Origin of the sequence: Hankyongella ginsenosidimutans (genome assembly GCF_005144965.1) — a bacterium.
Classification (GTDB): domain Bacteria; phylum Pseudomonadota; class Alphaproteobacteria; order Sphingomonadales; family Sphingomonadaceae; genus Hankyongella; species Hankyongella ginsenosidimutans.
Map to the genome: position 1 here is coordinate 1,813,103 of NZ_CP039704.1, position 23,897 is coordinate 1,836,999.

The 23,897-nt window shown below is 64.2% G+C and carries 24 protein-coding genes, 1 tRNA gene and 4 pseudogenes; 17 read left to right on the forward strand and 12 right to left on the reverse strand.

Annotated features, from left to right (window positions below; genetic code table 11):
- Positions 1-6 precede the first annotated feature (6 nt).
- From E6W36_RS20700 to E6W36_RS10645, 3 genes are all read left to right on the forward strand, one after another.
- Positions 7-588, forward strand: coding sequence for a peptidylprolyl isomerase (locus E6W36_RS20700; RefSeq protein WP_281277293.1), 582 nt, complete (start codon positions 7-9; stop codon positions 586-588).
- On the forward strand, positions 539-913 hold the full coding sequence (locus tag E6W36_RS20705) for a hypothetical protein (RefSeq protein ID WP_281277294.1): 375 nt from the start codon (positions 539-541) through the stop codon (positions 911-913). Before E6W36_RS20700 ends, E6W36_RS20705 begins: the two co-directional genes overlap by 50 nt.
- 183 nt (positions 914-1,096) lie before the next feature.
- Complete coding sequence (locus tag E6W36_RS10645) at positions 1,097-1,351, forward strand: DUF3429 domain-containing protein (protein WP_222872582.1); 255 nt, start codon at positions 1,097-1,099, stop codon at positions 1,349-1,351.
- Positions 1,352-1,532: 181 nt separating this feature from the next.
- Here the strand turns inward: E6W36_RS10645 and E6W36_RS10650 are convergent, their stop codons facing one another.
- Both E6W36_RS10650 and E6W36_RS22130 read right to left on the reverse strand, forming a co-directional pair.
- Positions 1,533-2,402, reverse strand: coding sequence for a ferredoxin--NADP reductase domain-containing protein (locus E6W36_RS10650; protein ID WP_342776654.1), 870 nt, complete (start codon positions 2,400-2,402; stop codon positions 1,533-1,535).
- Positions 2,393-2,833: an FAD-dependent oxidoreductase gene (locus E6W36_RS22130; protein WP_342776655.1), complete on the reverse strand. Its 441-nt coding sequence runs from the start codon at positions 2,831-2,833 to the stop codon at positions 2,393-2,395. Before E6W36_RS22130 ends, E6W36_RS10650 begins: the two co-directional genes overlap by 10 nt.
- 180 nt (positions 2,834-3,013) lie before the next feature.
- On the opposite strand from E6W36_RS22130, the pseudogene lepA reads away from it, so the two are divergent.
- Positions 3,014-4,816 (forward strand): annotated as a pseudogene (gene lepA / locus E6W36_RS10655) (translation elongation factor 4).
- Between the two features lie 597 nt (positions 4,817-5,413).
- Here lepA and E6W36_RS10660 read toward each other — a convergent pair.
- Positions 5,414-6,022: a choice-of-anchor Q domain-containing protein gene (locus E6W36_RS10660; protein WP_222872583.1), complete on the reverse strand. Its 609-nt coding sequence runs from the start codon at positions 6,020-6,022 to the stop codon at positions 5,414-5,416.
- On the reverse strand, positions 6,019-7,392 hold the full coding sequence (locus E6W36_RS10665) for a right-handed parallel beta-helix repeat-containing protein (RefSeq protein WP_222872584.1): 1,374 nt from the start codon (positions 7,390-7,392) through the stop codon (positions 6,019-6,021). Before E6W36_RS10665 ends, E6W36_RS10660 begins: the two co-directional genes overlap by 4 nt.
- 55 nt (positions 7,393-7,447) lie before the next feature.
- Between E6W36_RS10665 and E6W36_RS10670 the strand changes: the two genes are divergently transcribed.
- The 6 genes from E6W36_RS10670 (at position 7,448) to E6W36_RS10695 (ending at position 12,740) form a co-directional block, all read left to right on the forward strand.
- Positions 7,448-7,843 (forward strand): hypothetical protein, encoded by a 396-nt coding sequence (locus E6W36_RS10670; RefSeq protein WP_222872585.1) that lies wholly within the window; start codon positions 7,448-7,450, stop codon positions 7,841-7,843.
- A gap of 5 nt (positions 7,844-7,848) precedes the next feature.
- Positions 7,849-8,541, forward strand: coding sequence for a hypothetical protein (locus E6W36_RS10675; RefSeq protein ID WP_222872586.1), 693 nt, complete (start codon positions 7,849-7,851; stop codon positions 8,539-8,541).
- 242 nt (positions 8,542-8,783) lie between these two features.
- Positions 8,784-10,613 (forward strand): DUF885 domain-containing protein, encoded by a 1,830-nt coding sequence (locus E6W36_RS10680; protein WP_222872587.1) that lies wholly within the window; start codon positions 8,784-8,786, stop codon positions 10,611-10,613.
- A 412-nt stretch (positions 10,614-11,025) separates the two neighbouring features.
- Positions 11,026-11,946 carry a hypothetical protein gene (locus E6W36_RS10685; RefSeq protein ID WP_222872588.1) on the forward strand — a complete coding sequence of 307 codons (921 nt, stop codon included), beginning with the start codon at positions 11,026-11,028 and terminating at the stop codon, positions 11,944-11,946.
- 285 nt (positions 11,947-12,231) lie between these two features.
- Positions 12,232-12,531, forward strand: a complete 300-nt coding sequence (locus E6W36_RS10690; RefSeq protein ID WP_222872589.1) for a hypothetical protein — start codon at positions 12,232-12,234, stop codon at positions 12,529-12,531.
- Positions 12,519-12,740 (forward strand): phasin family protein, encoded by a 222-nt coding sequence (locus E6W36_RS10695; RefSeq protein ID WP_222872590.1) that lies wholly within the window; start codon positions 12,519-12,521, stop codon positions 12,738-12,740. The genes E6W36_RS10690 and E6W36_RS10695 overlap by 13 nt, the downstream gene beginning before the upstream one ends.
- A gap of 464 nt (positions 12,741-13,204) precedes the next feature.
- On the opposite strand, the pseudogene E6W36_RS10700 reads toward E6W36_RS10695, so the two are convergent.
- Positions 13,205-13,661 (reverse strand): annotated as a pseudogene (locus tag E6W36_RS10700) (GcrA family cell cycle regulator).
- A 283-nt stretch (positions 13,662-13,944) separates the two neighbouring features.
- Here E6W36_RS10700 and E6W36_RS10705 point away from each other — a divergent pair.
- The 3 genes from E6W36_RS10705 to E6W36_RS10715 all read left to right on the forward strand — a co-directional run bounded on the left by E6W36_RS10705 (position 13,945) and on the right by E6W36_RS10715 (position 16,088).
- Positions 13,945-14,742 carry an ABC transporter permease gene (locus tag E6W36_RS10705; protein ID WP_246048316.1) on the forward strand — a complete coding sequence of 266 codons (798 nt, stop codon included), beginning with the start codon at positions 13,945-13,947 and terminating at the stop codon, positions 14,740-14,742.
- Positions 14,743-14,749: 7 nt separating this feature from the next.
- Positions 14,750-15,301, forward strand: a complete 552-nt coding sequence (gene dcd / locus E6W36_RS10710; protein ID WP_222872592.1) for a dCTP deaminase — start codon at positions 14,750-14,752, stop codon at positions 15,299-15,301.
- A gap of 190 nt (positions 15,302-15,491) precedes the next feature.
- Positions 15,492-16,088: a hypothetical protein gene (locus tag E6W36_RS10715; RefSeq protein ID WP_222872593.1), complete on the forward strand. Its 597-nt coding sequence runs from the start codon at positions 15,492-15,494 to the stop codon at positions 16,086-16,088.
- Between the two features lie 377 nt (positions 16,089-16,465).
- On the opposite strand, the gene ssb is transcribed toward E6W36_RS10715, so the two are convergent.
- From ssb to E6W36_RS10735, 4 genes and pseudogenes are all read right to left on the reverse strand, one after another.
- Complete coding sequence (gene ssb / locus E6W36_RS10720; protein ID WP_222872594.1) at positions 16,466-16,969, reverse strand: single-stranded DNA-binding protein; 504 nt, start codon at positions 16,967-16,969, stop codon at positions 16,466-16,468.
- Positions 16,970-17,035: 66 nt separating this feature from the next.
- Positions 17,036-18,873: pseudogene (gene feoB, locus E6W36_RS10725) on the reverse strand (ferrous iron transporter B).
- Positions 18,870-19,130, reverse strand: coding sequence for a FeoA family protein (locus tag E6W36_RS10730; RefSeq protein WP_222872595.1), 261 nt, complete (start codon positions 19,128-19,130; stop codon positions 18,870-18,872). The pseudogene feoB and the gene E6W36_RS10730 overlap by 4 nt, the downstream one beginning before the upstream one ends.
- A 93-nt stretch (positions 19,131-19,223) precedes the next feature.
- Positions 19,224-19,928, reverse strand: a complete 705-nt coding sequence (locus tag E6W36_RS10735) for a COQ9 family protein (protein WP_222872596.1) — start codon at positions 19,926-19,928, stop codon at positions 19,224-19,226.
- A 105-nt stretch (positions 19,929-20,033) separates the two neighbouring features.
- Between E6W36_RS10735 and rpsU the strand changes: the two are divergent.
- The 4 genes and pseudogenes from rpsU to E6W36_RS10750 all read left to right on the forward strand — a co-directional run bounded on the left by rpsU (position 20,034) and on the right by E6W36_RS10750 (position 21,016).
- Positions 20,034-20,239, forward strand: a pseudogene (gene rpsU / locus E6W36_RS10740) (30S ribosomal protein S21).
- 106 nt (positions 20,240-20,345) lie between these two features.
- The gene (locus E6W36_RS20710; RefSeq protein ID WP_281277295.1) at positions 20,346-20,657 is read left to right on the forward strand and encodes an FKBP-type peptidyl-prolyl cis-trans isomerase; all 312 of its coding nucleotides are present in this window, start codon (positions 20,346-20,348) and stop codon (positions 20,655-20,657) included.
- 28 nt (positions 20,658-20,685) lie between these two features.
- Entirely contained in the window at positions 20,686-20,835 is a 150-nt protein-coding gene (locus E6W36_RS20715; protein ID WP_281277296.1) for an FKBP-type peptidyl-prolyl cis-trans isomerase, read from the forward strand.
- Positions 20,836-20,926: 91 nt separating this feature from the next.
- Positions 20,927-21,016: transfer RNA gene (locus E6W36_RS10750), tRNA-Ser, on the forward strand.
- A 90-nt stretch (positions 21,017-21,106) separates the two neighbouring features.
- Here E6W36_RS10750 and E6W36_RS10755 read toward each other — a convergent pair.
- Genes E6W36_RS10755 through E6W36_RS10760 form a run of 3 tightly spaced genes read right to left on the reverse strand, consistent with a single transcriptional unit; the run spans position 21,107 to position 23,792 of the window.
- Positions 21,107-22,138, reverse strand: coding sequence for an Ig-like domain-containing protein (locus E6W36_RS10755; protein ID WP_281277537.1), 1,032 nt, complete (start codon positions 22,136-22,138; stop codon positions 21,107-21,109).
- On the reverse strand, positions 22,072-22,809 hold the full coding sequence (locus E6W36_RS20720) for a calcium-binding protein (RefSeq protein WP_281277297.1): 738 nt from the start codon (positions 22,807-22,809) through the stop codon (positions 22,072-22,074). Before E6W36_RS20720 ends, E6W36_RS10755 begins: the two co-directional genes overlap by 67 nt.
- Positions 22,767-23,792, reverse strand: coding sequence for a M10 family metallopeptidase (locus E6W36_RS10760; protein ID WP_222872598.1), 1,026 nt, complete (start codon positions 23,790-23,792; stop codon positions 22,767-22,769). Before E6W36_RS10760 ends, E6W36_RS20720 begins: the two co-directional genes overlap by 43 nt.
- Positions 23,793-23,897 lie beyond the last annotated feature (105 nt).

Sequence of the window (23,897 nt, forward strand, 5' to 3'; positions counted from 1 at the left end):
ACACTAATGCAATACGTTTGCCAAACGATTAAACGTTACCGCTTCGGGCGCGGCCTCGCCGTTCTGCCCCTGATCCTGGCCGCGCTGGTTTGCCCGCCGCAAAACGCGCAGGCGCAGGCGCCATCGCCGGGCGAGATTGTGGCGCAGGCACCGGCGGACGCCTGGACCACCATCCCGGATGCCGACCTGCTGACCATGACGGTGGCCGGTGGGCGCACCGTGACGATCCAGTTGGTGCGCGGCTTCGCGCCGGTGCACGTTGCCAACATCGAGAAACTGGTTTCCGCCCGCTGGTTCGACGGCGTCAGCATCAACCGGGTGCAGGAAAATTATGTCGTGCAGTGGGGTGATGCGACCGAGCACAAGCCGCTGCCGCCCGGCCTGGGGTCGCGCCCGCCAGCGACTACGACCGGTCGCTGGAAGGCCTCGGGTTCCGCCCGCTCGGGTTCCCGGACCCTATGCGCCCATGACCGGCCACGCCGGCGGCTGGCCGGTCGCGAGCGATGGCGCGCGCGCCTGGCTGCCGCATTGTTTCGGCATGGTCGGCGTCGGGCGCAACCTTGCGCCGGATACCGGCACCGGTGCTGAACTCTATGTCGTCAACGGCCACGCCCCGCGCCACCTCGACCGCAACATCGCGCTGGTCGGCCGGGTGATCGACGGGATCGAGGCCCTGACCAGCCTGCCGCGCGGGACCGGTACGCTCGGCTTCTACGAGCAGCCGGGCGAACGCCGGGTGATCACAGCGGTGCGCGCGGGCGCGCCGAAACGCTGGCAGTCCCTGAAGACGGACAGCGCGGCATTCGCAGCCTATGCGGACGCGCGCGCCAACCGGCGGGACAGCTTCTTCAACCGCCCGGCCGGCGGCGCGGACATCTGCAATGTGCCGGTGCCGGTGCGCGCGGCCCCATGACCCCGCGCGATGCCCGCCTGCTCGGTTTTGCGGGTCTGCTCCCGTCGCTGATTGCCGTGATGGCGCTGCTGTTTGCGCCGCCGGACCTGCGGCCGCTCGGCTTTCGCCTGGGGCTGTTGTACGGCGCGCTGATCCTTGTGTTCGTCTCCGGGACCTGGTGGGCGTTCGCCAGCCTCAGCGTCGATGCGCGGCTGCGCACCGCTGCTGGTGCAGTCGGTGCTGCCGACCTTTGTCGCGCTGGCCTGCCTGTTCAGCTTTTCCGGTGTCGCGGCCCTGATCGTCGGGCTGACGTTTCCGCTTGGGCTGCGCGTCGACCGCACGCTGGTGCAGGCAAAACTTGCGCCGGGCTGGTGGCTGCGGCTGCGCGTGCCGCTGGCGCTCGGCATGGGCCTGCTCAATGCACTGCTCGGCCTCGTTGCCTGGAACGCCGGGCTATAGCAGGCTGCTGACTTTACGTTGACCCACACGCCATCGCGCGGTTGTACACGCGCCGCTCACCCTGAGCTTGACGAAGGGCTGAGCGGCTCGTGGTTCGTCCAGGCTCACCACGAGCGGACTTTACAGGCAGCTCCAGCGAAGATCGGAATGGCGATCCCATCCAATGTCAGCAGACTCTAGCTCACCGGTCCTGCGCCACGCCCAGCATGTCCTCGACCTGTGCGAACTTCTCGCGCGGCGCGCCCGGGCGGGCACGCGCGGCCTCTGCCGCCTCGATCGCCTTCCAGCCCTCGAAGGTCACGACCGGCAGGTGGCTGGCGCGCAGGCGCTCGTCCAGCCCGGCCGGTCCGCGCTTGCCGGAAGGCATGACCTCCTTGGCGATCCGCTCGGCCATCCAGAAGCCGTCCGGCCGGTTGGTCCCGATGGTGCCGGTCGGCCCGCGCCGCGCCCAGCCGACGCAGTAGAGGCCATCAGAAATCCGGCCCTCGTCGTTGGCGAAGCGCCCGAGCCGCTCATCGTACGGCACACCGGGGATCGGCGCCGTGCGATAGCCGATGCAGCCGACCACCAGTCCGCACGGCATGTCGAAGAACGCGCCGGTGCCGACCGCTTTGCCGCCCTCGATCCGGGTCCGCTCGAAACGCACGCCGCGCACCTGCCCGTCGCCCAGGATCTGCACCGGGCGGGCAAAGAAGTGGAAGCGGATGCTGCGCCGCTCCGGCTGCGCGGACGCAGCGGCAAAACCCCGGATATGCCCGACCACCTTGCGCTGGCCGGGGTCGAGCGCATCTTCGGCACCTTCAGGCGGCATCTGCGCCGGGTCCGCCAGCGCCTGCGCCTGCTGCAGGTGCCCGAGTTCCCCGAGTTCCTTGGGCGTGAAGCTGACCTCCAGCGGCCCGCGCCGGCCGAAGACGTTGACCGTGCGGATCGGGCTGGCGTGGATACGCGCGGCGGCGTGGCGCGCGAGGTCGGACGATGCCATCTCGTCCGGTGATTTGACCAGCACGCGCGCGACATCGATCGCGACGTTGCCGTTGCCGATCACCGCCACGCACGCGGTGTCCAGGTCCGGCTCGAGCCAGGCATAATCCGGGTGGGCATTATACCAGGCGACGAACTGCGCCGCCCCAGCACGCCCTTCTGGCCCTCGCCCTCGATGCCGAGCGGCCGGTCGCGCGGCGCGCCGGTCGCGATCACCACAGCGTCGTAGAAACCGGTCAGGTCCGCGACCGCGATATCGCGCCCCAGTTCGACATTGCCGATGAAGCGCACGCCAGGATGCCCATGCTGCTCCTCGAACCGGCGGGCAACCGCCTTGATCGACTGGTGGTCGGGCGCGACCCCGGCGCGGATCAGCCCGAACGGCGTCGGCAGGCGGTCGATGATGTCGATGCAGACGGTATCGCCGAACTGCTTGATCAGCCCTTCGGCCGTGTAATAGCCCGCCGGCCCGGATCCGACGATCGCGACATTCAGCGCCATGCCCGTCCTCCCTGATTTTCAGAGACGCTAACAGGCATACCAGCCTTGGCAAGCGGACAAACGGCATTCGTGCGTGTTGCCAAGCCCACCGTGATACTTGGGGCTTTAGCCAAGAGTTTTCGGGCTTCCCTGCGCTACCGCGCCGCTTTGCGACCGGCGGGAAAGCTGCTAAGCGCCCCGATGACTGATATTTCCAAAATCCGCAATTTCTCGATCATCGCGCACATCGATCACGGCAAGTCGACGCTGGCGGACCGGCTGATCCAGCGCTGCGGCGGCCTCTCTGCCCGCGAAATGACCGAGCAGGTGCTCGACAACATGGAGATCGAGCGCGAGCGCGGCATCACCATCAAGGCGCAGACCGTCCGCCTCGACTACACGGCGCGCAATGGCGAAAGCTATATCCTGAATCTCATGGACACGCCGGGCCATGTCGACTTCGCCTATGAAGTCTCGCGCTCTCGCCGCCTGCGAGGGCTCGCTGCTGGTGGTGGACGCCAGCCAGGGCGTGGAGGCGCAGACGCTGGCCAACGTCTACCAGGCGCTCGACCACGATCATGCCATCGTGCCGGTCATCAACAAGGTCGATCTGCCGGCTGCCGAACCGGAGCGGGTGAAGCAGCAGATCGAGGATGTGATCGGGCTGGAGACGGACAACGCCGTGCTGGCCTCCGCCAAGACCGGCATCGGCATCGACGACGTGCTGGAGGCGATCGTCCAGCACATGCCGCCGCCCAAGGGCGACCCGAACGCGCCGCTGAAGGCGATGCTGGTCGACAGCTGGTACGACCCGTATCTCGGTGTCGTCATTCTGGTGCGCGTGATCGACGGCACGCTGAAAAAGGCCAGATGGTCAAGTTCATGGCCGCCGGCACCGATCACCTGATCGACCGCGTCGGCGTATTCCGTCCGAAGATCGAGAACCTGCCCAGCCTCGGCCCCGGCGAGGTTGGTTTCATCACCGCCCAGATCAAGGAAGTCGCGCAGACCCGGGTCGGCGACACCATCACGGACGCCAAGAAACCGACGGCCGAGGCCCTGCCCGGCTTCAAGCCGGTGCAATCGGTCGTGTTCTGCGGCCTGTTCCCGATCGACGCCGCCGAGTTCGAGAAGCTGCGCGAGAGCCTTGGCAAGCTGCGCCTCAACGACGCCAGCTTTTCCTTCGAAATGGAAAGCTCGGCTGCACTCGGCTTCGGTTTCCGCTGCGGCTTCCTCGGGCTGCTGCACCTCGAGATCATCCAGGAACGCCTGATCCGCGAGTATGACCTCGACCTGATCACCACCGCGCCGTCGGTCGTCTACAAGATCAGGCTGCGCGACGGCACGGACATCGAGCTGCACAACCCGGCCGACATGCCGGACACGATGAAGATCGAACTCATGGAAGAGCCGTGGATCGAGGCGACGATCTTCGTGCCGGATGACTATCTGGGCGCGGTGCTGAAGCTCTGCCAGGACCGGCGCGGCATCCAGAAGAACCTCACCTACGCCGGCAACCGCGCCATGGTGGTCTACGATCTGCCGCTGAACGAAGTGGTGTTCGACTTCTACGACCGGCTGAAATCCATCAGCCGCGGCTACGCCAGCTTCGACTATCACCAGACCGGCTACCAGGAAGGCGACCTGGTGAAGATGCAGATCCTCGTCAACGAGGAGCCGGTTGACGCCCTGAGCATGATCGTCCACCGCAGCCAGGCCGAGAATCGCGGCCGTGGCATGTGCGAACGCCTGAAGGACCTGATCCCGCGCCACCTGTTCAAGATCCCGATCCAGGCGGCGATCGGCGGCAAGGTGATCGCCCGCGAGACCATCGCGGCGCTGCGCAAGGACGTGACCGCCAAGTGCTACGGCGGCGACATCAGCCGCAAGAAGAAGCTGCTGGACAAGCAGAAGGAAGGCAAGAAGCGGATGCGCACCTTCGGCAAGGTCGACATCCCGCAGGAAGCCTTCATCGCCGCTCTGCGCATGGGCGACGAGGGCTGACTCCTGGCGGCAAACAACAGCATAGAGCGTGATTCACGCCATCGGTTGAAGCAATCATGCTTTCCGCCTCAACCGATCAGGCTGCCGGGAGGCCTGTGCGCGGATGCAAAATCCTCCCCTTTCGAGGGGAGGTGTCCGTCTGAAAGACGGGCGGTGGGGTGAAAGGCCCACAGATGTCATGCATCCGCCACCCCTCCACCACCCTTGCGGGTGGTCCCCTCCCCTATGGGGAGGAATAATCATCCGCGAACAGGTCTCGCTAGAGCGATTTCCAGTCAGATGGTATCATCTGACGATTAAGAAATCGCGGCAAAACAAAATCATAGAGCGTCCGATCTGATTCCATCAGATCGAAAACCGCTCTAGAACCTGATGACTTTACGTTGAACCACGCGCCATCGCGCGGTTGCACACGCGCCGCTCACCCTGAGCTGGACGAAGGGTTGAGCGGCTCGTGGTTCGTCCAGGCTCACCACGAGCGGACTTTACAGCCTGCTCCGTGAAGATCGGAATGGCGATCCCATCCAATGTCCTCAGCCTGCTAAATCCCTCTCCCGCAAGGGGAGAGGGTCAACAGCCTGTCGGCCGCTTCGGCGGTCAGGCGATCTGCGGCGCGAACAGGTCGCCGTGGATGCTGCTGAGCGTCGACGGGATCGCCAGATCGAACTGCGGCTCCGCATGCGCGAAGGCTGCAGACGACAGGGTTTCGGGTGCATCCGCGAACGCTGCGACGAGGAGGGTCGCAAGGTCGGCGCGCGGCAGAGCAGCGTCGCTGAACGGTGCTGCCTGTGCGGCGCCGCCGTCGCTGGGTGCCGTGCCGCTTTCGAACGCGCCGAGATCGATCCCGCCGTCGATCACGCGAATGAAGCCCTCGCCGCGTGCATCGAACGGAACCGTCTCTTCGACGTCGCCATCATTGTCGAGGTCGAAGGTGTCGGCCGGCTCCACCAGGAAGCTGCCGGCGTCCTGCGCCACGCCGCCGTCGAGCAGCGCGACCGTCCGCACGGTGCCGCCGTTGTCCGCCAGTTCGCCGGTCGTCACCCCGTAGCCGTTCTGGACCAAGCTGTCGAAGATGTCGGCGAGCGCGACAAGGAAGGTGTCCCCATCGACGACCAAATTGTCGCCGCGGATGAAGTTGCCGCCGAACTGCACGTTGCCGGAGATATCGTCAGCGATATCCGGGTTGAATGCGGCGTTGGCGGTCACGATGGAATTGTTGAGCAGCGGGTCGCCGTCCGCATTGGCGGCATAGAGACCGCCGCCGACGTCTTCGGCGAAGTTCCCGGTGATCGTCGCCTGGCTGAGTGTCGTATTTCCCTCATTTCTGTCGATGTAGATGCCGCCGCCCACGGTCGCGCGGTTATCGGCGACGGTAAGGTTCGTGGCGTCGATGGCCGCCTCGAAGAGTGCGATGCCGCCCCGAAAGTGCCGGCCGCATTGTCGGCGACGGTAACGTTGGTCAGCGCCGCATCGACCAGGAAGGAGTCGATGTAGAGGCCGCCGCCATCGTTGTTGGCGTTGTTGCCCTCGATCGCGGTATTGACGATGGCGAGGCTGTTGAAGGTATCGCCAAACCCGGTGGCGTGGATGCCACCGCCGAAGTCGCCAAAGTTGCCGCTGATTTCTGAGTCAAGAATAACGGTCTGGGAGTCAGAGGCGTAGACGCCGCCGCCGTCGCGGCTCGTGTTGCCAAAGATCTGGCTGTTCTCGATGGTCAGCGTCGCAAAGTCGACCGCAACCCCGCCGCCGGCATCGTCAGCAGCGTTGCCGAAGATCGCGCTGTTGCGGATGGTCGCATCCGCACCGAAATCCACCAGCACGGCACCGCCCCAGTCGTTGCTGGCAAACCCGTTGGTCAGGTCAAGTCCGTTGAGAGTGACGACCGTCTGCAGGCCGTCGCCCGGATTTTGGACGCGGAAAATCCGCGTCTGGCCATCGCCGTCGATGGTGATGTCCGAGATGCCGTCGCCGTCGATGTCGCCGTCGATCTCCAGCAGGCCGGACAGGGTGAGTTCCGGGGTGAAGTCGTTGAACGCATCCAGCGTGATTGTCCCACCGCTCAGGTCGGAATGGAAGGTGATGCGGTCGAACGTCGTGTCGTCGTTGCTGGCCAGGCCGATCGCCTCCCGCAGGCTGAGGCCGCCGCCATCCGACAGTTCGTCGGCCAGCGTGCCGCCGTCATAGCCCTCGTCGCCGAGGGTGGTGACTTGGAAGCTGGGTACGAACGCGTTGATGCTCTCCTCAATGAACACGGTCTGGCCGTCGGCTTCATACTGGGTGAAGCTGTTGCCGAGGTACCAGACGCCCTGGTAGCCGGCGATCTGCTCGACATCGAACTGGCTGAGACCGGTCGCAACGACGCTCCAGGCCGTGCTGCTCTCGATGCTGGTGTTGACGTCGATATTGTTCGGATCGCGGCCGATGATCAGCGGGCCGCCGCCGGTGATGGCCGGGATGTCGCTGGGGTCGAGGAACAGCACCGCCGGCGTGCTCGGCTGCAGGTAAATGCTCTCGACATTGTCGACGACTGCGCCAAGGTCGGTCAGGTCCGGGCTGCTCTGGTCGTTGAGCTGCACCTGGTCGAGACCCGTGAAGCCATCGACGAAATTGCCGTTGAAGGCGTTGAGGAGGATGATGTCGGCGCTGGGTGCCGATGTAGGTGTTGGATTGCCCGCTGAACACGTCGATGACGAACTGGTCGCCGCTGACGGCAGAGGCGTCGATGGTCGAGCCGGTGCCGTACTGATAGAGCGCGCTGATGTAGCCGTCGGCGGTGTTGGACTGGTTGGCGTTGAGGGTCACGCTGGTGTTGTTGCCGAACAGCTGGAAGCCGTCGATGTTGAGGAACGAGCCGAGCGCCTCGGCCGAAACGCTCTGGTCGTCACCGAAGATCTGCAGGAAGTCGCCGTCGCCGCCGACCCCACCGTCGAAGAAGTCCGTGCTGTCGATCTCGCTGGCCTGCGAGGACCAGATGCTGATTTCCGCGCCGCCGAAGAAAAGTCGGAGCCGTCGCCTGGATTGAAATAGATGTTGTGGCCGCCGGTCGTGACCGCATCGGCGCGGACGACCTGATTGCCGGCGTCGCCCACAACCGATCCCAAGCCTGTATCGAACAGCGCCTGCGAGATAAACAATTCCTGCGCACCATTGAGGCGGAAGGTCTCGAAGCTGGAGACATTGGCAAGGCTGGCCGCCGAAATCAGCCCATCGCCGCGAATGTCCAGCGTGTCGAAGCCAAGGTAGCCATTCAGGGTCGAAGCGCCGAGGTCGGCGCGGTTGAGCGTCACGATATCGTCGCCCTCACCACCGTTGAAGGTGTCCGCGCCGCCGTTGCCGTTGAAGTGGATGGAGCCGGTGACTGGCGCGCGGTTCACGTTGGTCGGCTGGCCGCTGACGAAATCGCTGCCGCTGCTGCCTTCCACGGTCAGGAAGCCAGTCTGCGAGGTCTCGACCAGTTGCCGGGAGACCGTCAGTTCGATGCCGGGCACATCCAGCCGGACGACTTCGATATTGCTCACCACATCGAACTTGCCCGCCTGCACACGCGCGGACGAGGTGAACGCGATGGTGTCAAGGAAGCTGCCGGTGCCGCCGACGATGCTGTCGAACGCCTGCAGGACGCCGGGCCGGAAGGAAAACAGGTTGTCTTCCGTGGACAGGCCAAGGAACGTATCCTGCCGCGAAGTGCCGAAAAGAATGCCATGGTATCCCCTGTTGCAAAATGAAGGGGCGCGCCATACGCACGAAATCTTCCCCATCCGAAACGATCATACGCCAAGCGGCGAACTTTCGCCATAAGCCAAGGCGGGAATTGCGACGAAGGCGGGCCAGAATATTTCCCGGCCCGGGCCATAATTTTCTCGCAGCGTGGCCAGGCAGGCCGAATGCGGAAAAACATTGCGCTGGACATCTGGATTCTTGCGTGAACGGCGCTAGCATCGCGTCGCAAAGCTTCAGGGAGAACAGCATGCGCGCCAATCGCCGCGAATTTCTTGCCACCGCCGCTGTCGCCGGCCTTGCCGCCGCCCTGCCGTCCTTCGCGCGGGCAGCCGACTCTGCGCCGTTCAAGGCCCTGCTCGACACGATGGCGAACGATATCCTCAATCTGTCGCCGGAGACGGCCACCTCGCTCGGCCTCGACAGCGGCGCGCGCGCCGGGCTGAAGGCACACCTGTCGGACCGCTCGCTTGCCGCCGCCCAGGCGGACAAGCAGCGCGCCAAGGACTATGCGGCCAGGCTCGCCACCATCGACCGCGCCAGCCTCTCGGCCAAGGATGCGATCTTCTACGATGCCGTCAGCTATGCGACCGGGCTTGGCGTTGAGGGTGCGCCCTTTCAGTTCGGGGACGCCGGTTTCCAGTCGGGCCTGTTCGGCGGCGGCACGCCTTATGTGGTCAGCCAGCAGAACGGGGCCTTCTCCGGCGTGCCGGAATTTCTCGACTCCCAGCACAAGATCGCAACCAGGGCGGACGCGGACGCCTACCTGTCCCGCCTCGCCGAGCTTGCGCGCGCGCTGGACCAGGAGACGGCGCGCATTCAGCACGATGCCGGGCTTGGCGTCATTCCGCCGGCATTCATCCAGGCGACCATCCTGAAGCAACTGTCGGGCGCGCGGGCCATCCCGTCGGCGCAGCAGCGCATGGTGACCTCGGTCGCCGAGCGCGCCAAGGCGGCCGGCATCGCCGGCGACTGGGCCACGCAGGCCGACAAGATCGTCGCCGGACAGATTTATCCGGCACTCGATCGCCAGATCGCCGCGATTACCGCAAACAGCGCCAGGGCAACCATGGATGCCGGCGTCTGGAAGCTGCCGGACGGCGACGCCTATTACCGCTGGCTGCTGCGCGCCTCAACGACGACGACGCTGGACGCCGAGACCGTCCATCAGACCGGCCTCACCCAGTATGAGGAACTGACCGCGCGGATCGATAGCGTGCTGAAGTCGCAGGGGCTGACCCAGGGCACGCCGCAGGAGCGCATGATCGCGCTGACCAAGGACCCGCGCTTCCTCTACCCCAACACGCCGGAGGGCCGCCACGATCTGATCGCCTACATCAACGGCCGCCTGTCCGGTCTGCGCCCGCTGCTGGGCAAAATGTCGAAGCTCGGCCTGAAGGCTGACGTGACGGTCAAGCAGGTGCCGGTGGACATTCAGGACGGCGCGCCGCTTGGCTACATGAACTTTGCCGCGCTCGACGGTTCGCGCCCGGCAATCTACTACATCAACCTCAAGGACACCGGGAACTGGCCGCGCTGGACCATCCCGACCCTCACCGTCCATGAGGGCGTGCCGGGCCACACCTGGCAGGGTGCCTACCTTGCCGAGCACCACAAGGACTTGCCGCTGATGAGCTCGCTCATGGGCTTCAACGCCTTCGTCGAGGGCTGGGCGCTCTATTCCGAACAGCTTGCCGACGAAATCGGCTTCTACAAGGACGACCCGTTCGGCGAACTCGGCTATCTGCAGGCGATCCAGTTCCGCGCCTGCCGTCTGGTGGTCGACACCGGCCTGCACGCCAAGCGTTGGACCCGTGACCAGGCGATCGACTGGCTGGAAAGCCACAGCGGCCGCGCGCGTGCCGCCTGCACCAGCGAGATCGACCGCTACTGCGCCTCGCCTGGTCAGGCCTGCGGCTACAAGATCGGCCAGAACGAAATCCTGCGTCTGCGCGCCAAGGCGCAGACGGCGCTCGGCGCAAAGTTCGACCTGCGCGATTTCAACGACGCGATCGTCAGCACCGGCGGCGTGCCGCTGACCGTGCTCGAGACCGTGATCGACGGCTACATTAGAGCGTGATGGCATCAGGTTGAGTCACGCCACCCCTCCCTCTGGGGAGGGGCGATCAGGGTCGTTGGTTTTGAAACCTCACCGCTCACCCTGAGCTTGGCGAAGGGATGAGCGGCTCGTGGTTCGTCCAGGCTCACCACGAGCGGTTTTTCCAAATGACCCACGACTCATTTTAGGGTCGACAGGCCGGCCCTGAAATTCTATTATAATAATTGTATCGCTATACACAGCATTCAGCATCATGGCTGAAAGATTGCTGTGCGCTTGTCGCGCCTTTATGGCCCGGCCCCATCGCATCCATGCATGTCTGCACATACTTGCATGATGAAGTGTCTATACATTTATTTCTACGAACCAGGGCGATACGGGAGAGTAATTATATGAACGCAACATTTGTCGATATTAAAACAACGCAGACTTCGTGGACATCAACAGAAGCAAGGCGGAATTCGACGCCATCTACACGAAGGACGACCCGCGGAGCTACTTCTCGGTGCTCGGTTCGCTCGACTATATGATCCCCGACATCGCCGCACCCATCACCCGGCAACTCTATGCCGCCTGGTCGGAGGCGTACGGCGGCGTGCCGACCGTGCTCGACGTCGGCTGTTCCTACGGCATCAACGCCGCCGTCCATCGCTATGCGCTCAGCTTCCGGTCGCTCCGGGCGCGGTATGCGCGTCGTGAGCTGATGACCCTCGAGCCCCGCGAGGTCATCGAGCTGGACCGCCATTATTTCCGGAGCTGGCCCGAGGTCGGCATCGCCCGCATGGGCGGCCTGGATGCCTCAGCGCAGGCCATCCGCTATGCGACCGACGTCGGCCTGCTGGACTGGGGTTTCGTTGCGAACCTTGAAACCGAGCTGCCGACGCTCGCCATGGCCCGCCGCTTCCAGGGCGTCGACATCATCCTTTCGACCGGCGCCATCGGTTACATCACCGCGCGCACTTTCGAGCACCTGCTGATCGGCAAGCGTCGCCCGTGGGTCATCTCCTTCGCATTGCGCATGTTCCCCTATGCGGCGATCGAGGCGACGCTGGCGGCGCACGGTCTGGTAACCGAGAAGCTGCAGAACGCCGTGTTCGTTCAGCGCCGTTTCCGCGACAGCCAGGAGTTCGAGCAGTGCCTGGCCACGCTGGCGGAGCAGGGCGTCGACACCACCGAGTTCGAGGCGACCGGCCTGCTGCAGGCAGAACTCTACGTCTCGCGCCCCGAGGAGGATGTCGCCGCACACCCGCTTGACTCGCTGGTGACCATCGTCAGTGGACGCAATCGCGCCACCGGTTTCCGCTACGTGCATGTGCAGACCGATGAGGGCGCTCAGATCGGACTCGAGATGTGATGCGAAGGTCGCCGAGTCGCAGCATTTCGGCGCATTCGGCCCGCCGCTGAAGCGCCGTGCGCGGCCATTTCGGCGCCTGCAAATCATGTGATCGATGTCATTCGCGCACTATCGTTTCAATACGCCTGGTCGGCGGATTTTTTCGCCCGACCATGATGCAATGCAGCATATTTGCCTTGACACTGCCGTCGATAGTCATATGTTGCAACGCAGCATAGAGGCCCGGAGTGCAGCATTTTTGCTACGGCGCCTGAGTAAGCCCGCCCCGTCAGCCAGGAGAAAAGCATGACCACCGCCAAGACCAAGCCGACCACCCAGGCCATCGAGACCGCGCTGGAAGCCGGTCAAGAGCGTTTCGAGCAAGCCGTGAAGTCGGGTGCCGAAACCGCCACCAAGAACATGGAGCAGCTGATCACCTTCGCTCGCAAGCAGTTCGACGACAGCGTCGCTGCGCTGAACGAAGTGTCGGGCCTGTCGAAGGGCCACATGGAAGCGCTGGTTGCATCGACCCAGGCCGCGACCAAGGGCGCTGAAGCGCTGACCAAGGCCGCTGCCGACTACTCGAAAAGTCGATGGAAGAGCTGACCGAAACCATGAAGACCCTGACCTCGGCCAAGAGCCCGAAGGAGTTCTTCGAAGTGAACAACCAGGTCGCCAAGGCGAGCTACGACAACTTCGTCGCGCACACCTCGAAGTTCACCGAAATGTCGATCAAGCTGGTCAACGACGTGTTCGAGCCGATCTCGAGCCGTATGGCCGTCGCCATGGACAAGTTCAACAGCCTCGGCAAGTAATACCAGTCTGCATTGATCGGAACCCATATCCCCTCCCGTTTACGGGAGGGGATATGAGTCAATCTTATCGCAGCTTGGTATTAGAGCCTGATGACTTTAGGTTGACCCACACGCCATAGCGCGGTTGCACACGCGCCGCTCACCCTGAGCTCGGACAGAAGGGCTGAGCGGCGCGTGGTTCGTCCAGGCTCACCACGAGCGGACTTTACAGCCTGCTTCAGTGAAGATCGGAATGGCGATCCCATCCAATGTCATCAGACTCTAGTGTCCCGAATCTGAAATCCGTTACACCCGATATCAGGCGCGGTTGGATTTCAGATTCGAGAAGGACACTAGCAAGATATTGTTTCTCGTGTCGTTTTCGGAATCGAAGTTCGCGCACGAGTTCGATATCATGGTGTAGCGAACTTCGATTCCACGACACTAGCAGGCTGGTGAAAGCTCACATCTAATGCAGCCGTCGATCACGCCCTATGCGCCCGGGCCGCGCACGGGCGGCATGTTGCCCGGCGGTCGCGGCGCGGCAGTTGCGCCTGATAGGCGACCGCGCAGTGCTCGCCGCAGTAGGGAAGCCCGGCTGTACCGGCTTGCCGCAGAAGTGGAAATCGTCGTCGCTCGGGTGGCCATGCGGCCACTTGCACACCCGGTCGTTCAGGTCGAGCAGGGTGACGCGCGCCGACTTGGCGGGCGGTGCCTTGGGCTTGCGCGGGGTGGGGGCAGCCGTGGGCGCTGCCGGTGCCTTCTTGGGTGCGGCCTCGGTCTTCACCGGCGACGGGCGCGCCTTCAGGCCCAGGCGGTGCGCTTTGCCGATCACGGCGTTGCGGCTCACGCCCTCGCCCAGATCATCGGCGATCTGGCTGGCGGAAAGCCCTTGTTCCCAGAGCTTTGCAGCTTTTCGATCCGTTCCGGCGTCCAAGACATATCGTCGTCCTCAATTCTGGCCCTGCGGCCGTTTCGTCGCAGGGAAACACTGTTCGTGGGGCGGCGCGCCTGTCGGCCGATCCCCGGCTTGCGGCGCGCGCCGATCGCCACTAACCGTAGAGGCGATCCGCGAGAGGGTGCAACGGCTGAGCGTCGTCCGTCAGGGACCGTTCGCGCAAGGCCGCCGTCGCGAAGGCTCTTCTAGCGCCACAAGGGTAAGCATGTCGATATCCAACACCGATTTTGCGCAGGCTGCTCCGCGAGCGGCGACGGGGATGCGTTTCTGCCGTTCGGCAAGCCGCGCATCGCCTTCATCAACGCTGGCGGACTGTGGACGCTGTACCTCAAGGAGGTCCGGCGCTTCATGAAGGTACAGATGCAGACGGTCTGGGCCCCGGCTGCGACCACGCTGCTGTTCCTGTTCATCTTCACGGTGGCGCTGGGCCGGCAGGGCCGCATCGAGCTTGGCGTGCCGTTCGCCGACTTTCTGGCGCCGGGTCTCATCATGATGGCGATGCTGCAGAACAGCTTTGCCAACACCTCGTCCTCGGTGCTCATCGCCAAGGTGCAGGGCACCATCATCGATATCCTGATGCCGCCCCTGTCCGCCGGCGAACTGATGATCGCCTTCATCGGCGGGGCCGTGACCCGCGCCGCCGCCGTCGGCGCGTCGATCGCGCTGGCGATGATGCTGGCGCCGAATGTGCACCTGCATGTCAGCCATGTCTGGGCGATCGTCTACTTCGGGGTGATGGGGTCGGCGATGCTGGGCCTGACCGGCGTGCTGACCGGCCTGTGGGCGGAGAAGTTCGATCACGCAGCGACCATCACCAACTTCGTCATCCAGCCGCTGTCGCTGCTCTCGGGCACCTTCTATACCATCGAGCGGCTGGGCGGCGTTTGGCACATGTTCAGCGCCGTCAATCCGTTCTTCTATCTGATCGACGGTTTCCGCTATGGCCTGATCGGTGCCGCCGACAGCAATATTGCGGTCGGGGCGGCGGTTATCTTTGCGATCAATACGGTGCTGGCGGTGCTGACCTATGTGCTGCTGCGGCGGGGCTACAAACTGAAGGCGTAGACTGACCATGGTGATGTCCGACAAGTGGATCCGCCGGATGGCGCTCGAACAGGGGATGATCGAGCCGTTCGTCGACCGCCAGCAGCGCCAGGGCTGCATTTCCTACGGGCTGTCGTCCTACGGCTACGACGCGCGCGTCGCCGACGAGTTCAAGATATTCACCAACGTCGACTCGGCGGTTGTCGATCCGAAGGAATTCAGCCCCAAGAGCTTTGTCGATCGCCAGACCGATGTGTGCATCATCCCGCCCAACAGCTTCGCGCTGGCCCGTACGGTCGAGTATTTTCGCGTGCCGCGCGATGTGCTGGTCATCTGTCTGGGCAAAAGCACCTATGCGCGCTGCGGCATCATCGTGAACGTGACGCCGCTGGAGCCCGGCTGGGAAGGCCATGTGACGCTCGAGTTTTCCAACACGACGCCGCTGCCCGCGCGCATCTACGCCAACGAGGGCGCGTGCCAGTTCCTGTTCCTGCAGGGCAACGAGCCCTGCGAGGTCTCCTACGCGGACCGCGCCGGCAAATACATGGGCCAGCAAGGCGTGACCCTGCCGAAGCTGTAGCGCTGCGACGCGCCGGCTTTCGCAGGCCGCCTCAGCGCAGGCTGGTATAATCGCTGCGAGGGCGTAGGCGAATATGCCCCTTCCGGCTTCCCGGAAAAATTGAACCGGCATTATTTGCCCGCATGCCAGCAACGAGCAGTGGGTAAACGCCCGTAATTGCCAAATTTCTCCACAGAGCGTCCCGCATCCTGTGCATGCAACCATCGATTATTTTTGGCACGCAAATTGCTCGGAAATACTGCGCAGCATTGGAGGCGGCACCATGTCTATTCACAACTCTGTTCACAACATCCAGGATCCATCGTTACGAGCCTATTTCTCGCGGTTTATAGACAAGTCGCAAACTGCGGTACCACAGGCTGCTGCATCGCAAGAGAATCAGATTAAAACAGATGTACTACCTACAATAAAGAAAATAGGTAGCCCATTCGCTGATTTGCCGAAAATTGTTCCAAGTACAAACGCAAGCACCACGCATACCAGTGTAAATGAATCTCGCTATCGTGAGGGGTCGACAGAGCATGACTTACTAAAGCTGAATGACTATGTTCAGAAGTATAATGCTCTTATTGATGACGGATTGAATAAGCATCCAGGGCGTAAAGCAGCGGCAAGAGTTTACGAAGGTGCTATTTTAGGATTAAATGGATCTTTAAAGAAATCCACTTCAACGGAATATGATTTTGCGATAAAGGTTAATGATAAGTACAAATTAAACCATAATGCCATAAAATCCATTGCTCATACTCTGGATAAGAATTTTAGCTTATTTGATCAAGTCGCTTAGTGCCGGGTCAGCCGTCTGCTGAAAAAGTCGCGGAGATGCAGCTTTGTTTCGTCATTCCGATCCGGGGCCGGAATGACGAAAAGGGACTGTATAGTTCCACTTTTCAGCAGCCTGTCAGAGTTTTTCCGCGTCAGATCGAGGCGGAATCTCCCTCCCCTTCAGGGGAGGGACGGGGTGGGGCTTGTCAGGCCACTTGTGTCCAATATTCCCTCCCCAACCCCTCCCCTGAAGAGGAGGGGCTTGATTCAGCCTGTCCCGGAGAAGGCCGAGGTCCATGGCTAACGCCTTATATTCGTTGTGTATATATGCGCCCATGGATTCCGGCCTTCGCCGGAATGACGAAATGAGTCTGTATTATTCCACTTTTCAGCAGCCTGCTAGAACGGAATGTCGTCGTCCAGCGCGTCGTTGAAGCGGCCGCCGCCAGCGCTTGCGCCGCTGCTGAAGTTGCCGCCGCCGCTGCTGCGGGCGGGCGCACGATAGTCGCCGGCGTCGTCGCTGCCGTAGTCGTCGCTGCTGCCGCCGCCGCTGCGGCCGTCCAGCATGGTCAGCTCGCCGCGGTAGCGCTGGAGCACGATCTCGGTGGTGTATTTCTCGGTACCGGACTGGTCGGTCCATTTGCGGGTCTGCAGCGCGCCCTCAAGATAGACCTTCGAGCCCTTGCGCAGGTAGCTCTCGGCGACCCGCACCAGATTTTCGTTGAAAATGACCACCTGGTGCCACTCCGTGCGCTCCTTGCGTTCGCCGCTCTGGCGGTCCTTCCAGGACTCGCTGGTCGCGATCCGCAGGTTCGCCACCTTGGTGCCGTCGTTCAGCGAACGGATCTCCGGATCCTTGCCGAGGTTGCCGATGAGGATGACCTTGTTGACGCTGCCCGCCATATTTTCTTCCTGAATGTTCTTGCGATGTTCACAGTGTAAAGCGGATGCCGCAGGAATGCCAGCCCCTCATGCACCAAGCCAGCGCGCAGTCCAGTAGGTCAGCCCGGCGGCGGCATAGGCCAGCGCAAACAGATAGCCGGCCATGAACAGCGGCCAGCGCCAACTGTTGGTCTCGCGCCGGGTGATCGCCAGGGTCGACAGGCACTGCGGCGCGAACACATACCAGGCGAGGAAGGCGAGCGCGGTCGGCAGCGTCCAGGCGTGGCGCAAGGTCTCGACCAGCGAGAGCTGGATCGCATCCTCGTTGCCCTGCAGCGCATAGACGGTGCCAAGCGCCCCCACCGCGACCTCGCGCGCGGCCATGCCCGGCACCAGTGCCAGCGCGATTTCCTTGTTGAAGCCGATCGGCGCGAACAGCACCTCCAGCCCGCGCGCCAGCCAGCCGGCGATGGAATAATCGATCGCCGGGCCCGTCGCGCCGGCGGGCGGCGCGGGAAACGTCGCCAGAACCCAGAGGATGATCAGCGACACCAGAATGATCGTGCCCGCCCGGTAGAGGAAGATGCGCGCCCGCGTCATCAATTCCAGCACGAGATCGCGCGCCTGCGGCACCTGGTACTTCGGCAGTTCCATGAGGAAGGTCGGTGCCTTGCCCTTGGTGACGCTGCGGCGCAGCACCCAGGCGACGCCGAGCGCGCCGAGGATGCCCGTGAGATACAGCCCGAACAGCACCAGCCCCTGCTGGCCGATCGGCCCCAGCACGCGGGTGTTGGGGATGAAGGCGGCGATGACGATCGCATAGACCGGCAGCCGCGCGGAACAGGTCATCAGCGGGGCGACCAGGATCGTGGTCAGCCGGTCGCGTTCGTCGGCGATGGCGCGGGTCGCCATGATGCCGGGCACGGCGCAGGCGAACGACGACAGCAGCGGGATGAAGGCGCGACCGTTCAGCCCGACGCCCGCCATCAGCCGGTCCATCAGGAAGGCCGCCCGCGCCATGTAGCCGGACTGCTCCAGCAGCAGGATGAACGCGAACAGGATCAGGATCTGCGGCAGGAACACGACCACGCTGCCGACGCCGGTCAGCACGCCGTCGTTGAGGAAGCTCAGCAGCAGGCCCTCGGGCAGCAGCGCGGCAAGCGCCGCCTGCAGCGCGGCGATCCCGGCCTCGATCCAGGCCATCGGCGCTCGGCCCAGGCGAACACCGCCTGAAACGCCACGAACAGCAGGCTGGCCAGCAGCAGCGGCCCGAAGACCGGATGCAGGACGATGCTGTCGATGCGCTGGGTCCAGCGCGCCCGTTCGCCGACGATCGTGGTCACATGCCGGGCGATCTGCCGCGCCTCCCGCGCCAGGGTGCGCACGTCACGCGGCGGCGTCTGGCGCGCTGTCGCCCGGGGCAGGGCCGCCAGCAGGGCGTCCAGTCCGCGCCGGCGCACCGCGACCGTCTCGATGACCGGGATGCCAAGCTGGTGAGAGAGCGCCTCGACATCGATCCGCAGGCCGTCGCGCGTGGCGAGGTCCGCCATGTTGAGCGCCAGCACCATCGGCAGGCCGGTGGACTGCAACTCCAGCACGAAGCGCAGGTGGTTGGCGAGGTTGGTCGCATCGACCACGCACAGAATGACGTCCGGCCTGCGCTCGCCGGACTGTACGCCCTCCAGCACGTTGGTGGTCACGGCTTCGTCCGGGCTGCCGGGCGTCAGGCTGTAGGTGCCGGGCAGGTCGATCAGTTCGACCTCGCGCCCATCCGCCAGCAGCAGCGGGCCGGACTTGCGCTCGACGGTCACGCCCGCATAGTTCGCAACCTTCTGGCGCGCGCCGGTCAGGGCATTGAACAGCGAGGTTTTGCCGGCGTTCGGATTGCCGACGAGGGCGATGGTCTTCAGGACGGCTGCGGTCATTCGGCGGCCCGGGCAAGGCCCTGCGTCTCAGGGGCTACGCGGATTGCCGCCGCGTCGGCACGGCGGATGGCGACCACCACGCCGCCGACGCGCACCGCCAGCGGGTCGCCGAAGGCCGCCTTGTGCAGCACCTCGATGTCGACGCCGACATCGAAGCCCATCTCCAGCAGACGGCGATTGAACTGCGCATCGGCATGCGCAACGACGATTTCCGTCAGGATTGCCGGCGTCCCGGCCTTCAGGTCACTCAGCTTCACGCAGTCCTCGGGCGCTGCCGCGCTTTACCGTATTGAGAATAAATAGCAGGTACGCGGCGGCGTACAAGCAAAACACGGCAGGCCAAGGGCTGTCTAGCGGTAGCGCAGCCGCCCGAGGAACGCCGCCGGGTCCGGCAGCCGGGACAGCGCCGCCACGCCGCGCGCCTTAACGGTCTCGAAGCGCATCACGCCCGCGATGCGCCGGTCAAGGAACGCCAGCGTCTCGCTGTGCGCATCGCTCTGGTCGCCGAGCCAGGCCAGCAGGGTGGTGCCGATAACGCCGCCGAGAATCAGCCGCTTGGTGTAATGATTGTAATCGACTGCCGTATCGCCGGCCGCATGCCAGATGCTGTCCGCCAGCCGCCACAGCCGCCCGGCAGCGCGCGGCCCGTGCAGCGGCAGCAGCGCACTGGCGCGCCGCACTGCTTCCTTGTGGGGTACCAGCAGATCCAGCAGAATCACGACCCCGGTGCGCACACGCTGGCGCACCTTCAGCTCCGGCAGCGCCGCTTCGGCCAGACGCTGCTCGAGCCGATCGCCGACTGCAGCGAAGAAGGCGTCGATCAGGGCGCTCGGGCTGGTGCCGATGACCAGCCGCGCCTCGTCGCGGGAGACGCCGACATCGTCGGCCGCCCGGTCCAGCGCCGTGATCGTCCAGCCGTCGAAGGCGGCATGGCCGGCAAGCGCCAGGCCAAGCTCCCGGCGCAGCACCTTGAGCGTGTGGGTGTTCGCGATCATGGCTGAGCCATGGCACAGCCGCACCGCCGTCGCCAGCGGCAAAATGGTCGCGGCGGCCAAGAAGAGGCTTCACAAGCGCGGAAAAGTTGATAACGCACCGGCTTTGCCGCGCCAGCCTTGGTTGGCGCTCACCACTCGCTTTTGCCGGAAAAGAGACGGAACTGCATGCAAATTCTCGTTCGCGACAACAACGTCGACCAGGCCCTGCGCGCGCTGAAAAGAAGCTCCAGCGGGAAGGGGTGTACCGGGAGATGAAGCTTCGCCGGCATTATGAGAAGCCGTCGGAGAAGAAGGCGCGGGAGAAGGCAGCAGCGGTGCGCCGGGCACGCAAGCTGGAGCGCAAGCGCGCCGAGCGCGACGGCAACAAGTAAGCCAGCCCGGTCCGGTCATGAGCAAGCCGCCGTTAATCGGCGGCTTTTCTCTGAGTGGTTCGGCTGTAAGACGCGCATGATTCTTACCCGCTTGATGAGGAACGCCATGAAATTCGGAGCATCCGCCCTGGTCGCCATGATGGTGCTGAGCCTGGTTCTGGCGATCACGCTCGCCGCCGGCCCGCGCGCGCTCTCGGCAGAGGCGGGGAACGCCTATCTCAAGCAGAACGCCAGCGTCAGCGCGGTCGAGACCACACCGTCCGGCCTGCAGTTCGAGACGCAGCGCCCGGGCTCGGGCGAGCGGCCGGCTCCGCAGGACATGGTGCTCGTGCACTACGAAGGCTCGCTGATCGACGGCACCGTGTTCGACTCCAGCTACCAGCGCGGCGAACCGGCGGCGTTCCCGGTCGGCGGGTGATCCCGGCTTTGCCGAAGGCCTGCTCAAGATGCAGAAGGGCGGGGCGTACCGGCTGGTGATCCCGTCCGACCTCGCATACGGCCCGCAAGGTCAGGGCCAGATACCGCCGAACGCGGTGCTGGTGTTCAAGGTCGAACTGCTCGAGATCCAGAAGCAGCAGGCCGCACCGGCGCAGTAACTCTGCTGGCACGCGTGCGCGTTTCTCGTGTTGACCGGGCCACGCGGATTGCCTAGCAGTGCCGGACAAGCAGCCGCCGGCGCTTCGGTACGGTGACGTGGGTGAGTGGCTGAAACCAGCAGTTTGCTAAACTGCCGTAGGGGTTACCCTACCGAGGGTTCGAATCCCTCCGTCACCGCCAGTTTTCCCCAGGCAGACCCTTCAAAAACGCCTTTTGCCGTCACCCCGTTAGGGGCCGGAATGACGAAATGGAGCTGTATAATTCCACTTTTCAGCAGCCTGCTAAGCGATCTGCGGGTGCGCGCCGTCCAGGGTCAGGGGCGAGAAGACGTGTATGATATCCAGGGTCGCATAAGCGATGCCGGTTGCCGTCTCGTCCTTGCTGGAGGGGATGATCTGCGGGGAATGACGTCGAAGTGGTCTTCTGTGAAGAGGACTTCGTCGCTTCCGGAGGAGAGCAGCCCGTCAAGGGAGATCGGCGCGTCAAGTGCCACAGGCGTGACCGCAGCACCCTGCGTGGAGGCAGAATCCTGCACTGATGCAGTGGCCAGAACATCGTCGTCGCTGACCAGTGGGCCGCTGTCCACGCTCGCCTGCGCCGGTTGCACATGGCTGACCCCTCGGGATCGATGAACACCGATGCGCCGGTGGTCAGGGTCACGGTGAAGCGGCTGTTGGCGCTCTCGCCGTTCGAGACCGAGTAGGTGAAGCTGTCCAGGCCGTCGAAGCTGGCGTTCGGGGTGTAGGAAAAGCTGCCGTCGGTGTTGAGCAGCAGATCGCCCTCCGCCGGGCCAGTCACCAGGCCGGCAGTCAGCGTATAGTCGCCGATCACGACGTCGTTCGCCAGCACGCCGCTCGCGGCGTCGACCGAGAAGGTCGAACCGAGGCCGACGATGTAGCTGTCGGCCTGCGCGAACGCGATGCGGGTGTCGGTCAGGGTGAACTGGGTGTCGCCGAACAGAATGCGCTCGATGCTGGTCAGCGTGTCGACGCCTTCGTCCGAATTGAGCGCCGTCACCACGAAGCTGTCGCTCACCCGGTCGAAGCTGTAGTCGGTGACGTTGCCGAGGTAGCGCGCCGTATCCTGGTTGCCGCCGCCGTCGATCTGGTCGTTGCCCTGGCCGCCGTCCAGCAGGTCGTTGCCGGGACCGCCGGCCAGCAGGTCGTCGCCACTGTCGCCGAGCAGGGTGTCGTTGCCGCTGTCGCCTTCCAGGCGGTCGTTGCCGCCACGCCCGGTCAGCAGGTTGTTGTTGATGTCGCCGAGCAGGGTGTCGCGCTGGTCCGTGCCGGCGAGGTTTTCGATCTCGACGAATGTGTCGTCGAGCGCTGAATTGGTATTGAGGGATGCATCACGCAGCGCGGCGCGCACGCCGACCGTGTTGACCACGCCCTCGTCGAGGTAGAGGTAATCGACGGTATCCGTGCCGGTGCCGCCGATGAACGCGTCCGCCCCAGGCCGCCGTAGAGCGTGTCGTTGCTGGCGCCGCCATCCAGCCTGTCGTCGTCATCGCCGCCGTAGAGGGTGTCGTTGTTGTTGCCGCCGAACAGGGTGTCGTTGTTACGGCCGCCGACCAGAATGTCGTTGCCTGCGTTGCCTTCGAGCCGGTCCGCGCCATCAAAACCCCAGAGATGGTTTGCCCCGCTTGTCCCGGTAATGACGTTGTTGTGGACGTTGCCGGTGCCGTCGAGGTCGCCGCCCACCAGCAGCAGGTCCTCGATGTTGGCGCTCAGCACCCAGCTTACCGAGGCCTCGACGCGGTCGATGCCGGTGTTGAGCGCTTCACTCACGCTGTCGCCCGCCTGATCGACGACATAGGTGTCGTCGCCCAGCCCGCCGCTCAGCGCGTCGGCCCCGGCACCGCCATCCAGACGGTTGTTGGCGCTGTTGCCGATGATGCTGTCGTTGCCGGCGCCGCCGATGGCATTCTCGATCAGGCTGCGGCTGTCGCCCTGATACTGCAAGGCGTTGAACACCTGGCCGCGGGCGAAGCGGCCGTCGCCAAGATAGGCGGCCTGGAACGTGCTGTCGGCATCAACGTCGGTCCAGCCGCCGGGGTCAGGTCGATCTGCAGCTGGCGGTCCGCGCCGTAGCGGGAAAAGTCGTAGGTATCGACGCCATTGCCGTCCCAGACGGTGCGGAAGATGGTGTTGGCGTCCTCGACAATGCCGTCATAGTTGGTGTCGCCGCGCGGCTGGCCCTGGCTGACGCCGTCGATGAGGGTCTGGCCGGTCGACGGGTCGAACGTATAGGTGGTGTTGCCCGAATTGGCGTTGAAGTTCGCGCCATAGAGTTGCTGGAGCGCTGCGATATCCGCGATCATGTAGGTCTGCGGGTAGCTGCCGTCCGGTGCCGTGTAGCCATTAATCGGCGCGTTCACATAGGTGCGGTAGGTCATCACCGAGAATTCAAGCGAGTCCATATCCGTCGGCAGCACAGAGCCGTTGCCGCCAGATGCCTCATGGCCGTGCTTCAGGCCGAGCGTGTGGCCGATCTCGTGGAAGAACGTCTGGTAGGCGTAGCTGCCCAGCGTCGGGCTGCTGTAGTTGTAGAAGCCCGAGACCACCCACACGCCGCCGCGCGCGAATTGCTGGGGAAGTAGGCATAGGCGGTGGTGGCACCGGGATAGGGCCGTGGTGTTGGCGAGGCGGATGTCGCCGCCGCCGGGGGTTGCGGCCTCGACGATGTTCAGGTTGGTGAACTGCGCGACGGCGGTGAGCGCCGCCCGGGCGGCAGCGGACTGCGCGGCGGTCAGGGCGATCAGGCCGTCCGGCTCATTGATCCTGGCCGGCGGCGTGCTCGGGTTGCCGTCGGTATCGACGAGGATGGCGTAATTCGTGCCGTAGTCGCTGGCGGCCGTCGGGATGCTGAACAGCAGGGTCGACTGCGTCCAGCGTACGGAGCCGAGAACGCCGTCGATCAACGGATTGCCGGTGTAGGTGACCGAACCGATAGACATGCCCCTGCTCCCTTTTGAAAAGCGCAGGAATGGCTATCGTCCGGCCTTGGTGAGCGTCAACACTCACGCGCCCGAGTCACGAAAAATTCAATTACGCATGCGACG

Coding starts and splice junctions, on each gene's coding strand:
- E6W36_RS20700 (WP_281277293.1), top strand. CDS start 7: ATGCAATACGTTTGCCAAACGATTAAACGTTACCGCTTCGGGCGCGGC.
- E6W36_RS20705 (WP_281277294.1), top strand. CDS start 539: ATGGTCGGCGTCGGGCGCAACCTTGCGCCGGATACCGGCACCGGTGCT.
- E6W36_RS10645 (WP_222872582.1), top strand. CDS start 1,097: ATGCGCGGCTGCGCACCGCTGCTGGTGCAGTCGGTGCTGCCGACCTTT.
- E6W36_RS22130 (WP_342776655.1), bottom strand. CDS start 2,833: ATGGCGCTGAATGTCGCGATCGTCGGATCCGGGCCGGCGGGCTATTAC.
- E6W36_RS10670 (WP_222872585.1), top strand. CDS start 7,448: ATGATGTCGGCGCTGGGTGCCGATGTAGGTGTTGGATTGCCCGCTGAA.
- E6W36_RS10680 (WP_222872587.1), top strand. CDS start 8,784: ATGCGCGCCAATCGCCGCGAATTTCTTGCCACCGCCGCTGTCGCCGGC.
- E6W36_RS10690 (WP_222872589.1), top strand. CDS start 12,232: ATGACCACCGCCAAGACCAAGCCGACCACCCAGGCCATCGAGACCGCG.
- E6W36_RS10695 (WP_222872590.1), top strand. CDS start 12,519: ATGGAAGAGCTGACCGAAACCATGAAGACCCTGACCTCGGCCAAGAGC.
- dcd (WP_222872592.1), top strand. CDS start 14,750: ATGGTGATGTCCGACAAGTGGATCCGCCGGATGGCGCTCGAACAGGGG.
- ssb (WP_222872594.1), bottom strand. CDS start 16,969: ATGGCGGGCAGCGTCAACAAGGTCATCCTCATCGGCAACCTCGGCAAG.
- E6W36_RS20710 (WP_281277295.1), top strand. CDS start 20,346: ATGAAATTCGGAGCATCCGCCCTGGTCGCCATGATGGTGCTGAGCCTG.
- E6W36_RS20715 (WP_281277296.1), top strand. CDS start 20,686: ATGCAGAAGGGCGGGGCGTACCGGCTGGTGATCCCGTCCGACCTCGCA.
- E6W36_RS10760 (WP_222872598.1), bottom strand. CDS start 23,792: ATGTCTATCGGTTCGGTCACCTACACCGGCAATCCGTTGATCGACGGC.